This window comes from Ensifer sp. BR816, from assembly GCF_000378985.1.
Lineage (GTDB): Bacteria > Pseudomonadota > Alphaproteobacteria > Rhizobiales > Rhizobiaceae > Sinorhizobium.
This window is the reverse complement of record NZ_KB905370.1, coordinates 1886919-1901171: the sequence shown is the minus strand read 5'-3', so window position 1 is coordinate 1901171 and position 14253 is coordinate 1886919. Positions and strand designations below refer to the sequence as shown.

13 protein-coding genes are annotated in these 14253 nt (G+C 56.8%); 2 read left to right on the top strand and 11 right to left on the bottom strand.

Features of this window, described 5'->3' with window-relative positions; all coding sequences use genetic code 11:
• Positions 1–17: 17 nt before the first annotated feature.
• The 11 genes from RHIBR816_RS0109080 to ehuB all read right to left on the bottom strand — a co-directional run bounded on the left by RHIBR816_RS0109080 (position 18) and on the right by ehuB (position 10630).
• Positions 18–794 carry a 3-hydroxybutyrate dehydrogenase gene (locus tag RHIBR816_RS0109080; protein WP_026186796.1) on the bottom strand — a complete coding sequence of 259 codons (777 nt, stop codon included), beginning with the start codon at positions 792–794 and terminating at the stop codon, positions 18–20.
• A 133-nt stretch (positions 795–927) separates the two neighbouring features.
• The gene (locus RHIBR816_RS0109075) at positions 928–2109 is read right to left on the bottom strand and encodes a M24 family metallopeptidase (protein ID WP_018236209.1); all 1182 of its coding nucleotides are present in this window, start codon (positions 2107–2109) and stop codon (positions 928–930) included.
• Between the two features lie 59 nt (positions 2110–2168).
• Positions 2169–3209 carry an ectoine utilization protein EutC gene (gene eutC / locus RHIBR816_RS0109070; RefSeq protein WP_018236208.1) on the bottom strand — a complete coding sequence of 347 codons (1041 nt, stop codon included), beginning with the start codon at positions 3207–3209 and terminating at the stop codon, positions 2169–2171.
• On the bottom strand, positions 3206–4195 hold the full coding sequence (eutB, locus tag RHIBR816_RS0109065) for a hydroxyectoine utilization dehydratase EutB (RefSeq protein WP_052522679.1): 990 nt from the start codon (positions 4193–4195) through the stop codon (positions 3206–3208). The genes eutC and eutB overlap by 4 nt, the downstream gene beginning before the upstream one ends.
• 108 nt (positions 4196–4303) lie before the next feature.
• Positions 4304–5062 (bottom strand): hypothetical protein, encoded by a 759-nt coding sequence (locus tag RHIBR816_RS33870; protein WP_018236206.1) that lies wholly within the window; start codon positions 5060–5062, stop codon positions 4304–4306.
• The gene (locus RHIBR816_RS33865; protein WP_018236205.1) at positions 5059–6294 is read right to left on the bottom strand and encodes a M20 family metallopeptidase; all 1236 of its coding nucleotides are present in this window, start codon (positions 6292–6294) and stop codon (positions 5059–5061) included. The genes RHIBR816_RS33870 and RHIBR816_RS33865 overlap by 4 nt, the downstream gene beginning before the upstream one ends.
• On the bottom strand, positions 6294–7475 hold the full coding sequence (locus RHIBR816_RS0109050; RefSeq protein WP_026186794.1) for a M24 family metallopeptidase: 1182 nt from the start codon (positions 7473–7475) through the stop codon (positions 6294–6296). Before RHIBR816_RS0109050 ends, RHIBR816_RS33865 begins: the two co-directional genes overlap by 1 nt.
• Positions 7476–7497: 22 nt before the next feature.
• Positions 7498–8157 carry an ectoine/hydroxyectoine ABC transporter permease subunit EhuD gene (gene ehuD / locus RHIBR816_RS0109045; protein ID WP_018236203.1) on the bottom strand — a complete coding sequence of 220 codons (660 nt, stop codon included), beginning with the start codon at positions 8155–8157 and terminating at the stop codon, positions 7498–7500.
• Positions 8158–8164: 7 nt separating this feature from the next.
• Positions 8165–8851 carry an ectoine/hydroxyectoine ABC transporter permease subunit EhuC gene (gene ehuC / locus RHIBR816_RS0109040; RefSeq protein ID WP_371259046.1) on the bottom strand — a complete coding sequence of 229 codons (687 nt, stop codon included), beginning with the start codon at positions 8849–8851 and terminating at the stop codon, positions 8165–8167.
• 24 nt (positions 8852–8875) lie between these two features.
• Entirely contained in the window at positions 8876–9691 is an 816-nt protein-coding gene (gene ehuA, locus RHIBR816_RS0109035) for an ectoine/hydroxyectoine ABC transporter ATP-binding protein EhuA (protein ID WP_018236201.1), read from the bottom strand.
• A 72-nt stretch (positions 9692–9763) separates the two neighbouring features.
• Complete coding sequence (ehuB, locus tag RHIBR816_RS33860; RefSeq protein WP_018236200.1) at positions 9764–10630, bottom strand: ectoine/hydroxyectoine ABC transporter substrate-binding protein EhuB; 867 nt, start codon at positions 10628–10630, stop codon at positions 9764–9766.
• 339 nt (positions 10631–10969) lie between these two features.
• On the opposite strand from ehuB, the gene RHIBR816_RS0109025 reads away from it, so the two are divergent.
• Both RHIBR816_RS0109025 and RHIBR816_RS35750 read left to right on the top strand, forming a co-directional pair.
• Positions 10970–12355: a PLP-dependent aminotransferase family protein gene (locus tag RHIBR816_RS0109025; protein ID WP_018236199.1), complete on the top strand. Its 1386-nt coding sequence runs from the start codon at positions 10970–10972 to the stop codon at positions 12353–12355.
• Positions 12356–13097: 742 nt separating this feature from the next.
• Positions 13098–14225 carry a succinylglutamate desuccinylase/aspartoacylase family protein gene (locus RHIBR816_RS35750; protein WP_084811026.1) on the top strand — a complete coding sequence of 376 codons (1128 nt, stop codon included), beginning with the start codon at positions 13098–13100 and terminating at the stop codon, positions 14223–14225.
• The last annotated feature ends 28 nt before the right edge of the window (positions 14226–14253 follow it).

The following is a 14253-nucleotide window of genomic DNA, read 5'->3' as shown; positions in this document are numbered from 1 at the left end:
TAGCTGCTCGACCGCCCTCACTCAGCAGTCCAGCCTCCGTCGATCGAAATTTGGGTTCCGGTGACCTGGCGAGCAGCATCGCTTGCGAGGTAGAGGGCGAGCGCTCCAATCTCTTCTGCCTTGACGAATTCGTGGGTGGGCTGCGCCTTGAGGATAACCTCGGCCTTTACCTGCTCCTCGGTCATGCCGCGGGCCTTGGCTGTATCCGGTATCTGCTTCTCGACCAGCGGCGTCAGCACATAGCCGGGGCAGATTGCGTTAACGGTTACTCCCCATTCCGCAAGCTCCAGCGCCGCGGTCTTGGTCAACCCCAATATGCCGTGTTTCGCCGCGACGTAGGCGGATTTGAAGGGAGAAGCAACGAGGGCGTGCGCGGAGGCGATGTTGATAATACGGCCTTGCCCTTTAGCCTTCATCAGCGGGATGGCGGCGCGCATGGTGTGAAAGGAGCTCGAGAGGTTGATCGCGAGAATCTGATCCCACTTTTCGATCGGGAAATCTTCGATCTTCTCGACATGCTGGATGCCCGCATTGTTGACGAGAACATCAACGCCGCCAAAAGTCTTCGCTGCGGTCTCGATCAAGTCGGCGATCTGGGCGGGCTTGGTCATATCAGCCGGATGATAGATGACCCCGGCCTTGGACACAGCTCCAAGCCGATCGACAATCACCTCGATTTCGGCCGGGTTTCCGAAACCATTGATGATGATGTTGGCCCCCTCGCTGGCAAAGGCAGTGGCGATCGCCAGACCTATGCCGCTGGTGGAGCCGGTAACGACCACTGTTTTCCTCAAAGTTTTCTCCTCCGACACTGCACGCACGCGAACCCTGCTTGCCTTGGACGGTTTTCGCGACAGGTCTGGGCTTGAGCCAGTCGCGTCTGCAAGGTTGCCGGAGGAGAGAACCGTCTCCTCCGGCAGACGGTCGTCAATCGATCACAATCAATTTGCGCGGATAGCTGGACAGGCACTCGGCCGCAGCATCCGTGATGAGGATGCTCTCAGTGATTTCCATGCCCCAATCGCCGTACCAGAGGCCAGACATGAAGTGGAAGGTCATCCCGGGACGGAGTTCCGTGCGATCACCGATCCGGAAGCTGGCGGAATGCTCACCCCAATCCGGCGGATACGCCATGCCGATCGAATAGCCAGTGCGGCTTGGTTTGGTGAGCCCGTGCCGTTCGATGGCGCTATAATACGCCTCGGCGACATCTTCACACGAGTTCCCGGCAAGAGCCTTGGACAGGCCTGCCTCCATTCCCTCGAGGATAGCCTTTTCCGCGTCCAGGAACTTTTGATCTGGTTTCCCAATATAAAAGGTTCTCGAAAGAGGGCAATGGTAGCGCTTGTGAACCCCGGCAAGCTCGAAGAAAATGCTTTCGTTGGAGCGGAGCGGCCGATCGCTCCATGTCAGATGTGGCGCAGAGGCGTCGGGGCCGGCGCCGATCATGGGTACCGCAGCCGGATAGTCGCCCCAGTAGCCGTCCACGCCTCGTGTACCGGTGTGGTAGATTTCCGCGACAACGTCAGACTGCGTGACACCTGGCCGAAGGACCTCGGACACTTTTTGATGCATCGCAGCTACGATTTTTCCGGCCGCGCGCATGTACTCGATTTCCTTCGGCGACTTTACAATTCGCAGCCACTTCACCAGGCGGGTCGTGTCTTTGAACTTCGCGTTCGGCAACGCCGCCGATAGCGCTTCGAATGCGGCGTGCGTGAAGTAGTAGTTTTCCTTTTCTATGCCGATCGTTCCCGTCGACCAGCCCTTTTCGGTGATCAAGGCACCGAGTGGGGTCATCGGATGATATTGCGACGATTGAACAAAGTGGTCCTCGTAAGACCGGATTTGACTGTCATCCATATAGACGGTGCGACGGGCCCCGTTTTCGTCCTGCTGCCGGCCGAACCACAACGGGTCTTCCGTCATGGACACCAGGACACACTGATGCACGTAGAAAGACCAGCCGTCATAGCCGGTGAGCCAGCCCATGTTGGCAGGATCTGTGACCACCAGAAGGTCGATGCCCGCCTCTTGCATAGCCTGTCTCGTCGATTTGAGACGGGCTTGGTATTCCGAAAGTTCGAAACGCGGATTTTCTGCGCTCATCTTGTATCCTTGTAGAATTCGTAGTGCTTTGAACGGTGAATCGGCCTCGGCAGATGAGGCTAGGCAGGTGCTGTCGCAGTGCGGCCGTCTTCGTCCGACGACCGCCCTGCTGTCGCGAAAAGCGTTCCCACCTCGCTCGCCCGGGATCTCTCAAACGCGAGCGTTGCAATTGCGGTGTCCTGTATACCGGTACCGGTCAAATCACAGATGGTGATCTGGGTATCGTTGGTACGGCCATGCTCTATCCCGGCGATGATCTGTCCAAGTTCCGGGAACACCGCGTCGCTCGCTACCGCGCCCGCATTGATAGCGTGATGGAGCTCGCCCAAACGCCGCGTTTGCTTCAGACTATCGGCAACATAAAGATCAGCTTTGATAATGACGGCGGGGTCAACTTCATTCTTGTGCTCTGCGTCAGAACCCATCGCCGTAACATGTTGGCCCGCTTCCAGCCATTCGGCCTTGAGGATGGGCCGATCAGCCGGCGTCGTGCTCACGATGATCTGCGACCCCGAAACGGCACTTTGCACGTGCTTGCAGGCGGTCACGGGAAAGCCCAAGCTCAATGCAAGTTCACGGGCAGCCGCTTCGGCTTTTTCAAAATCCCGCGCCCAGATGCGGGCCTCGCGCACGGGCCGAACCAGCGCAAGAGCCTGCAATTGCAGCCTGGCTTGCATTCCAGCGCCGAGAATGGCGACAACGGAAGCATCTTCGCGAGCCAAGTGCTTCGCAGCGACAGCGCCTGCCGCGGCGGTGCGAACGTCGGTCAGAAAGCCGTTATCGAGGAGCAGTGCCTGAACCAGGCCGGTCTTCGTTGACAGAAGCACCATCATTCCGTTCGTGCTCGGCAGGCCGTATTTTGGATTGTCAAAAAAACCGGGGCTGATTTTGATTGCAAAACCGTCGAGGCCCGGGACGTAAGCTGTTTTGACATCGACCTCGCCTCGGCTCTCAGGAATATCCAGGCGAAGGATTGGTGGCATCGCCACGGCTTTCGTCGCAAGAGCATGAAATGCTCCCTCAACACACTCAACCGCCGCTGCATCGAGTTTAACGATCTTCCTCAGATCTGCCTCAGTGAGGATAGCGATCTCTCTCATTCCTTATCTCCTCCAAAAGGATCCTGCTCGCCGTTCACGATCCTGCGATGCAGGCCCATGTCGATGTTTCGCCCAGACAGGACAACAGCCACTGGACCAGCTATGTCGGCGATCTTATTGGCAAGCAGAGCGGCAATGCCGACCGCCCCCGCTCCCTCCACCACTTCACGCTCATGTTGGTAGGCGTGCAAAATGCCGGCTGCTATTTCGGCTTCGGAAAGGAGAACGACGTCGTCGAGAAGATCGCGGCACATCGAAAACGTGAAGCCGTTGTCCAGTCCGATCCCCCCGCCAAGCGAATCCGCAAGGCTTGGAAACTCTTCGACTTCGATCGGACGTCCGGCATCGAGGCTGGCTTTCATCGCTGCGCCGCGGCGCATAGAAATACCTATGACTCTGGTCTTTGGATTTTTCGCCTTGACTGCCGCTGTCACGCCTGCCGCCAGTCCACCGCCCGATAACGGGACGAGTACCGTTATCGCGTCCGGCATGTCTTCCAGAATCTCGGACCCCACTGTGGCTTGACCGGCAATGATGTCGCGATGATCGAAGGGCGGCAGCATGGTGAGCCCCTCCTCCGCTACCAACCGTTCGACCTCCCTTTGCGCGTCGTCCTGGGAATTTCCGATGATGCGAACGTCCGCGCCCAGGCGTCGAACTTCCGAAACCTTGTTGTCGGGCACCAGCTTTGACATGCAGATCGTTGCTCGGGAACCGACCGCGCGAGCAGCAAATGCCAATGCCCGGCCGTAGTTGCCTGTAGAGGCCGCTACCACGCCCTTCTCGCGCGCTGCAGTGTCGAGAGAAAGTATTGCATTGGTGGCGCCACGGAGCTTGAAGCTGCCCGTTGTCTGCTGATGTTCAAGCTTAAGCGCAACGGCAAAGCCGCAGCGTTCCGTCAGCGATTGAGAAACGACCAAAGGCGTACGCAGGACATGGCCTCTGATACGTTCATTGGCATCTCGAATTTGACTCGACGAAATCATGAGGCCTCTACTGCGTGCCTATCCACGCGAAGACTATCCTGGGGTTGTGCTGATGGCGAAGCGACTTTGTAGGTACCTCGCCGGTAGCTAAGCTGAGGGCGCAGCTATTCAGAAAGCGAAAAGCTTGCCGAATCCTGATAGCGTACCCGTGTAACCGCCAAGCCTGAGTGCGTCCCAGAGCATGGCCTGGTGGGCCGTGATAACCGGTTTGCCAATCCGCTCTTCAAGGATCGCGATGATCGACGAGGTCCTGAGGCCTGTGCAGGGAATGAACAGAGCATCGGAGTTGCTCGAATTCACCGACTCCGCAGCCTTGATAATGCTCTCGGGCGTGACGTTGATGATTTCATAGTCGTTCTCGATATGAAACGAGCCGCAAGAAGCGACCTCAATGCCGGCTTCCCTTAGGCAGTCACCCATTGCCTCGGTCACCTCATCCGGATAGGGCGTCAACAAATCGACCCGCCGAATTCCGAGACGATCGAAGGCCTTGTAGGCCCCTGTCATTGGAGATGTTAACTTCGCGCCGGGAGCCGTTCGGTGCAGTTCGGCCTCGAGGGTCGCTTGAGAGATCAATGCAGATCCAGATGTGCACCCGTAGGCAAAAACATTCACGGATCCTCTTGGCACGAACAATTCCGCGGCCTTTGCAATCTCGTGTGCATGCCCGCGCAGGTTTTCAATGGTGATCGGATTATGAGTCTCGATCCGGGTCGCGGATATGCTGACCCCATCAAAGGGCAACATCTTCCGCAATTCGTATTCGGTAACGACATCTGTCGATAGTGCGATCAAGCCAATGACGACTTGATCTCCCATGCCTGCGTCTAACGCAGCCTCAACGTGCCTGATCACGGACGTGCTCATGATATTTTTTCTCCGTTGGCTGAGCGCTGGAGGGTTCTGACGATCCCCCAGGCAGCGCGCGCGGCGCGCAGCACGTCATCGTCTGAAACTCCGAATTCCGGAGTGTGAACATGGGTCGTGTTGCCCAGGGCTTCGTTGTGGCAGCCGAACCAGAAATAGACCGACGGAAGTTTTTCTGCGTAAAAGCCGAAATCATCCGCCCCTGCGAGCGGCCGCGTGGGAACAAGCGATGTCGGCCCATAAAGCTCGGTTATCGCTTGCCGCGCGCGCTCGCTGACGACCGCGTCGTTTACGACCGGAGGCTCGCCGCAAACCAGCTTGAACTCCACCTCTCCGTGATGCATTGAAGCAATCTGCTTGGCGAGTTCCTGAAGCCGCGCGCGAAGCCTCTGGCGCGCCTCCGGAGATCGAGTTCGAAGGGTCCCATCGAGCACGACACGGTCGCAGACAATGTTTGTCGCCTCGCCACCATGGAAGCGACCGATCGAGATCACCGGAGCTTCATCCGCGTGGCTTTCGCGAGAGATGAGCTTTTGTATCTCTGTCACGAAGGTCGATGCAATCGCGATCGCATCGATACCGAGCTCCGGCCATGCCGCGTGGCTCTTCTTGCCTGAGAAGATGACCTGAAACTCGTCAGCGGATTTTGTAACCGGCCCGGTGAGGACGGAAAATTTTCCGGACGGGATTTCTGGGTTGACGTGCATGCCGATGGCGCAATCGAAGCCCTCGAGGAGGCCTTGTTTGGAAACTGATCGTCCGCCAAGCGGTTCAGCTTCTTCGGCAGGTTGAAAGACGACGCGCACTCTGCCCGCGAAGTGCTGGCGATGTGCGAGAGCCGCCAGCACAACCCCCAGCGCTGCCGAAGCGTGTGCGTCATGACCGCACGCGTGCATCTTTCCGGCGACGCGGGATCGGTAGGGAAGGTCAGGCCTTGCTTCCAGAATGGGCAGCGCGTCAATGTCACCGCGCACCACGACATTCAAGGGGACGCCGTTGCCCTCCCCTACGATGTCGACGAAAAGACCGGTCTCGTGAAACACGTTGGGATCGCGAAGACCGGCGCCCACCAGAAATTCAGAAATCTTTGCCTGGGTTTTATGCTCTTCGTTCGAGAGTTCCGGGTTCTCGTGCATGTAGTGTCGGAGTGCGAGGATCTTCTCTTCGCTTCCGGCTGGCAAATGCAGTCCGGCCCCGGCCGCGCCGCGTTCTGTGCTGCTAGACGTATCCATCATTCAATCACAATCAGTTGGCGAGGAGAGTTCGCAAGGCATTCCGCCTGCTTGTCGGTGATCAGAATGCTCTCGGTGATTTCGATGCCCCAGTCACCGAACCAGAGGCCGGACATGAAGTGGAACGTCATTCCCGGGCGTAATTCAGTGCGGTCGCCGGTACGGAAGCTTGCCGACTGTTCGCCCCAGTCCGGCGGATAGGCAAGCCCGATGGAGTAACCGGTGCGGCTCGGCTTTTTTAGACCATAGCGCTCGATCACGTCGTAGTAGGCCTTGGCGACATCTTCGCAGTAGTTGCCGGAGACCGCTTTCTCGAGGCCTGCCGCCATTCCTTCGAGAACGGCTTTTTCGGCGTCGATGAACTTCTGGTCCGGCTTTCCAAGGTAAAACGTCCTGGAAAGCGGGCAGTGATACCGCTTGTGGACACCCGCCAGTTCAAAGAAGATGCTTTCGCCTGAGCGAAGCTCACGGTCGGACCAGGTCAGGTGAGGCGCGGAAGCGTCGACACCTGCGCCGATCATGGGGACTGCCGCTGGGTAATCTCCCCAAACGCCGTCAACGCCGCGCGTGGCTGTATGATAGATTTCAGCGACCACGTCCGACTGCTTGACGCCGGGCTGCAGCACTTCGGCCACTCGTTGGTGCATCGCTGTCGCAATCTTCCCCGCTGCCCGCATGTACTCGATTTCGCGAGGAGACTTGACGATCCTCTCCCATTTCACCAGACGGGTCGTGTCTTTGAAGGTAACGTTCGACAGCTTGGACGAGAGTGCTTCAAACGCAGCATGCGTGAAGTAGTAGTTGTCTTTTTCGATGCCGACGACACCGGATACCCAACCGAGATCGGTGATCAGATCGCCGAGCGCGGTCATAGGGTGATATTGCGATGATTGGACATAATGGTCCGCATAGGATCTGATCCGGCTCTCGTCCATGTAGACGGTCCGGCGGGCGCCGTTGGCGTCCATCTCACGACCGAACCAGATCGGCTCTTCGTCCTGGCGAACGAGTACACACTGATGGACGTAGAAGGACCAACCGTCGTAGCCGGTGAGCCACGCCATGTTTGCGGGCTCTGTAACGATCAACAGATCGACCCCCTCGCGCTCCATGGCTTTTCGGGTTGCCTCCAGCCGCGTTCGATACTCGGAAACGTCAAAGCGTAAAGTCGGGGCGGTCATGCGTAGTCCTCTTATCCAGTGCTCATGCAGCACGAAGATTCAGGTGGTTTTCGAGAAGTTTGATGATGGCGGCAGAGATCAGGCTCACCAGAAGGAACCCGGCTGCGACGAGTGTGATTGGTTCAAGATAGCGATAGTTGAAGTTGGCTTGCGCTAGTGCCTCGCCCATCAAGTCCATCACGGTAATCGCCGACAAGATTGGCGTCTCCTTGAACATAGCAATCACGTAGTTGCCGAGCGGGGGAATCATTGGCGGGATCGCCTGGGGCAGAATGATTTCCGTCCAGGTCTGCCGCGTCGTCAGGTTGCACGCTCTTGCCGCTTCCCACTGACCAACGGGAACATTGTTAATTCCAGCGCGGTAGACCTCCGACGTATACGTAGCGTAATGAAGCCCGAGACCAATGACGCCTGCTGTAAATGGCGAGAGGAGGATCCCGAGATCAGGCAGAACGTAAAAGAGGAAGTACAGTTGCACCAGCAGCGGCGTACGGCGGATGCCTTCCGTCGCAATGATGGCAACGCGCCTCACGGACCCGACCGGCGACATTTTTGCAAGCGCGAACAAAAGACCGAGCACCAGTGCAACGACGGAAGACACCAATGTGATTTCCACCGTTACCAGCAACCCCTGCGTCAGGGCCGGCATGATCTGAGCGACGAAATCCCAACTCCAGTCCATTGTTTCCTCACGCTCCCGCGGTGCCGCGGCTAAATCGTCTCTCAAGCAGCCGCACGAGCGCCGTGAGGACAGAAGCGATCACAAGATAAGTGACTAAAATCAGCAGAAACGGGATTGCAGTCTCTCCCGTTTGAGAGCGCACCATTTGCGCCTGGAATGTCAGCTCAGACACGGTGACGAGCGACGCAACGGCAGTAGCTTTCATGATTTCGATTGCCAAATTGCCGAAGCTTGGCAGCATGACGACGACCGCCTGGGGGAGAATAACCCACCACATTGCCTGCCAACGGGTTAGATTTAGGGCAATCGACGCTTCTGTCTGGTCGCGGCCGACCGCTTGAATCCCAGCCCGAACAACCTCCGATCCGTAAGCACCGCCATTCAGGCCAATCGCAAGCACGCCTGCCTGAACAGGGGTGAGCGAGATTCCGACCAGCGGCAAAACGAAATAGGCGGCAAACAGTTGAACGAAGATCGAAGTCCCCCGGAAGAATTCGACATAGATACGGGCGACCGCACGTATGCTGTAAGACCGCGACAGGAGAGCCAATCCCGCCAGGAAGGCCATCAACAAAGCGAGCGCACAGCTAAAGATTGTGAGCTCCACGGTTGCCAAGGCACCACTGAGAATGAACCGTCCGTATCCGATTGTAGCGTCTAAGTTCTGCACAACTTCACCTGAAATCTTCTCCACTGCACGACGTGATAGGCATCGGCGTCAGACCCGCTGTCCGGCCGCGATCACCTTGCGTAAAAAGCTCTTCGTGCGTTCGTGATGCGGTGAGTGGAAGAGTTCGCTGGGCGGGCCATCTTCAACGATCTTGCCCTGCTCGAAGAACAGCACGCGATCTGCAAAATCCTTTGCGAATCCCATCTCGTGCGTCACAAGGAGCATCGTCATGTCTGTTTCGTTTCTGAGATCGGTGATGACGTTCAGCACTTCCTCAACTAGTTCGGGATCGAGTGCAGACGTTATTTCGTCGAGAAGCATAATCTTTGGCTGCAACGCGAGCGCTCTTGCGATGGCGACACGTTGCTTCTGACCGCCAGAAAGTCTTGATGGGTACTCGTCTGCCTTGTTGGCCAAACCCACCTTGTCGAGGAGTTGGATCGCTCGGTCTTTGGCCTCAGCCTTGCTCATCCGGCCGGTCAGGACGGGAGCCAGGGCCACGTTTTGCAGCGCAGTCTTGTGGGGGAACAGATTGAAGTGCTGGAACACCATGCCGATATCGGCGCGCATTTTTCGAAGGTGCGCTTCTGATGCCGGAATGTCCCTGCCGTTTTTCTGCTCTCTGTTCAACGAAACGCCATTGATGAACACATTGCCCGAAGTGACTGTCTCAAGCGTCATTAGAATCCGCAAAATCGTCGTCTTGCCGGAACCTGACGGACCAATCAGCGCGAGATGTTCGCCCGGTTTTACCGAGAACGACAACTGGTCCAAAACTTTGAAGACGCCGTAGCTCTTGCCTACTTCTCGGAACTCGATGATAGGCGCCTCAGCCGACCTATCTGGTGCAATATGCAGCCCCATCGCGATCACTCCTTTCGCGTGCAGCCCGCAGCCTGACGGCTCATCGCCAAGCTGCGTTGCTAAGCCAAGATTTTACCGCCGGCACATTTCCGCAGTCGATTTGGCTTTTGAGAGGAGATCGACATTTGCTTGCAGGCCGTACTTCGCCATGATTTTAGCAAAGTCACCACTTGCTACCAGTTTCGTGAGGCCGGCATTATAGGCGTCGCGAAGAGCAGTGTCAGACTTGTTGAAGGCGGCCGCCGCGCAATCAATCGACGTATCGGCAATCGGGATCACCGCCTCAAGCGAACTATCGCCGGAGCGTTTCTTCATGTCGAGGACACCGTCTCCATTGAGAGCGATCGCATCGATGCGCCCGTCCTGAAGCATTTTGACCGCGCTCGTATTGTCGGGAAAGTTTACGAGATTCTCCATTTTGATGCCGCGGGAGATAGCATCCTTTCCTTGGGTGCCGCCGGCCGGAACGCCGACTTTGATGCCCAGCTCAGCGGCCTGTTTATAGCTCGTCACCTTCCCGGCCATATCATGACGCACGAGAAAGGCCTGTGCAGTACACATTACCGGCTCAGAAAAGATCACTTGATCGCAGCGTTCCGGGCGGATGTTGAGACCGCCCGACGAGACCATCTTAACACGATTGGCCTGGAGCGCCGGAATCATCGCCCCGTAAGCCATGGTAACGCCTGAGAATTTTTTAAAACCAGACTGCTCAAGGGCGGCGCGGTCGATGTCGGGCCCAGCCCCGGACAATGTTCCATCGGGCTTCAGTTCAGTGTAGGGCGGCTCGTTGCCAATGGCCACCGAAACATCTTGATTGACGTCAAGATCTTGTGCCGCAGCAGCGCTTGCGCTGGCAATTGCCAGCATTGCCCCAAGCGCAAGGCGGTACATGCGGAGATCATCCAGAAAAAACTGACTGCGAGTCTTCGGTGCCATTGCCGTTCCCTTTGCGGTTATTCGTCTGCTACCATTTGGATTCAAACGCGGCGCCCGGACACTGACATTGCGAATGCCCCTCATCGTCGCGCTTCGCAATGCCTCGAAGCAGCAAGTATGCCTCTTCAGCTTCGCGAGAAATGCTGATATGGGCGGCTTCGCTCCCAAACTTGACCGCCGACCATCAACATGACAATTTTGCATCCCATGGTCAATTGCTATAATTGCACAATGACAATAAAATCGGTTCGTATGGCAACCCGCATGGTGTATGCAAATTTCAAGCGCATGTTGTGGGTGCAAGACGGTTTATTCGCGCAGACACGCTGAGGAAAAAGCATGACAATTTGGACCCCATCTAAGGACAGTCTGGCTCAACCATATTTCCTGTCCATTGCCGATCAAATCGCTCAAGCGGTGACGAAAGGTGAACTAAAACCAGGTGAGCAACTGCCACCCCAACGACGGCTCGCGGATCAACTTGGGGTCTCCCTGCCGACCGTTTCCCGAGCCTACGAGGAACTTGCACGCCGCGGTCTCATAGCTGGGGAAACGGGGCGCGGAACTTTTATCCGCAATGTGAACGCGAGCTCTGATGCAGTGTCGCCCTACGTTCCGGAGCGGCAGACCGGCCTCATCGATCTGTCCATATTGAAGCCGATCTGCGATACAATACACCTCGAACGCATGAAGTCTACGCTTGCCACCCTGGCCGTCGATATGCCGCCTAGTACCGTCCTCGGAACTCGGCCAAGCGCAATGTTCGCTCGCCACCGCTCCATCGCCGTAGAGTGGCTGAGGCTGTGCGGCCTCGAGACAAACGAAAAGACCATCCATCTCACAAACGGTGGCACACCCGCCCTGACGGTGGCGTTCATCACTGCATGTCAGCCGGGCGCGGCGATCGCTACGGAGGCAACAGGACTTCACGTTATGCTGCCACTGGCGTCCTACTTGGGCTTGAAGGTCCACGGCGTGCCGATAGACGACAACGGGATAATCCCTGAGGCGTTGGAGAGTGCGTGTCAGCAGAACAAAATCCGCGCCCTGTTCATGATTCCCAATGCCTTGAATCCTACCGCCTTCGTTATGAACGAGAGCCGACGCGTCGCGATCGTAGAAATCGCTCGGAAATACGACCTAAACATTATCGAGGATGATGCCTTAGGGCCGCTCGTAAGCAAAAAGCCACCTCCTTTTCAAGCACTTGCACCGGAGCGTACCTTGTACATCACGAGCTTTACCAAGCCGGTGATGCCCGGCTTGCGCACCGGTTATCTAGTTGCGCCAGAGCGCCTTCTCCCTGCCGTAGAAAACCGTCAGCTCGTAACGAACTGGACCGCGACACCTTTGATCGCGGAAATTGCGGCCCGATGGGTTGAAGATGGCACGGGCCTTGAATTACTGGAATGGCAGCGCGCGGCTCTCACTAAACGGCACAAGCTTGTGGCGAAAGTTCTCAAGGGGTTTCCGTACTGCTCTCATCCAGAAGCCATGCATATTTGGCTTCCACTTAGCGAAAAATTTGCCGAAGACGAATTTGTATCGCATGCCCGCAAGCAGGGAGTGGCCGTTGCGCGAGGTTCGGCCTTCGCCATATCTGATTGGCAGCCGGCGGTGCGAGTTTCGGTTGGATCGACAACGGAAGAAGAGCTGCAGCGAGGATTGGCCGTGATTCACAACTTGTTGCACAGCGAACCGGAACCGATCCTCTTCGACATGTAAACCATCTTCGATTCCCTCCGTTGACTAACCACGGACACGAGAATCTCCGGTCGAAATTCGGTTTTTGGTGCTTCCCGCACGAGTCAGTAGATCACGGCTCTCACTTCCACTTCGGAAACCGACCTCGTTTTTTGGATCTACTGCTTCTGGCCCCCTAAATCCTTAGCCGCGCACATCTCGGACTTCTCCGACGACCGGGAAGCTGAGCATCAACTGCGCCTTGAAGTGGGGACGCTTGCGGGCGTTTTCCTTCCCCACAAGGCCGCATCTTCGGCAGTCTGCCAACTTAGAGATTTTTCGGTCGGTAAGACCTTATCGGAATAGAAATCCCCGCCTTTTGACCGAATCTTGCGGATGGGGCTCCATTGCTCACGCCACCACGCCAATGTTTATTGTTATTGCACAATATTATCAATTGACCACGTGACCTAAAATTGTCATGCTTGCCGCCAGCCAATCCATAAAGAAAGCGTGAGGCTATCGCGCCGGGGGAACTGGAGGTAATTGATGAAAATCGGGAGCAACTCCACAGATCGTCGCACGCGGTCGCACTCGGTGAGCTAGCTGTTTCGGCTACCTGCCCGCGGTGCCAAGGCGTTGGTGTTTCGGAGCCGACCCGGTCTCCAATTGAAGCGTGCGATTTCAATCCGATTTGCAGTTCGTCCATGCTCCGGCAGTGCGGGATCACGGCTCGCTATAGCACAAGGCATCCCTGCTCGGCTCGGCGGATGATGAGAAAAACATGAAAGGCCCCGGAATGCGATCCGATATAGAAAAGGTCCCGCTTTCGATCTCCTCGATCGGCACACAGCGCCAGTTGGTCCTGTATCGTTTTGGTGCTGGGCGTCCTGGGCCAAAGATTTATCTGCAGGCCGGCCTCCATGCCGATGAACCGCCTGGAATGGTGATCCTCCATCATGTCATAAAAATGCTGCAGGAAAGGGACGGCGAACCGCGGGGAGAGATTGTCATAGTCCCCTGTGCGAATCCCATTGGGTTGTCCCAAAGGATACAAGGATACCACGCCGGCCGGTCTGATTTGGGCGTTGGCGGCAACTTCAATCGAAATTTCCCCGACGTTAGCGCCCCTATCGTCGAAAACATTTCTACGCTCACGACCAAGGGCGAGGTCGTGGATGAGGCCATCGTCAAGCTGGCACTGCGGAGGGCAGTTGCCGCGCTTGTTCCCAAAACCGAGCTCGACAGCATGAAACAGACCCTCCTCGGTCATGCCATCGACGCGGATTACGTTCTGGACATTCACTGTGACGACGAGGCAGTTGTCTATGCATATGTCTCCGATCCGGCGCATCCCGCCGCGAAACTGTTTTCCCGGCACATCGGCAGTGTTGTCACGATCGGCGGCTCTTACGGCCCTGGGACTTTTAAGGATAGTTGCTTTCGTCCGTGGCGTGCTGCGCAAGAAGTTCTTCCCAATGTTTCGATGACCGGATGCCTTGCTGCGACTCTCGAGTATCGCGGAACAAGAGATGTGCGCGACGAGCTTGCGATCGCAGATGCACGAGGCCTGATTAGCTTTATGGAAGCTACCGGCGTTCTTGATCCTAGTAGCGCAGAACATCTGGAAAACAATTCTCGCCACATAACGCTGGATTGTGTTGACTACATTCAAGCTGATGCGCCGGGGATTATTCTTTTCTCGAAGGGTCCTGGTGATTTTATCGAGGCCGGCGAAGAAGTCGCCCAGATTCTTGATCCCTCGACGGGCGAGCGGACGATAGTAGCAGCGCGCTGCAGCGGGATCGTGTTCGGGCATGTAGCGAGTAGAATCGCGGTACCCGGGTCCTCCATTGCTTCTATCGCAGGAACATCCCCGCTTCCAAAGGAAGCTGGAGACCCATTCCCTTGATGTTCCATTCGAGATCGATCGACAAGCA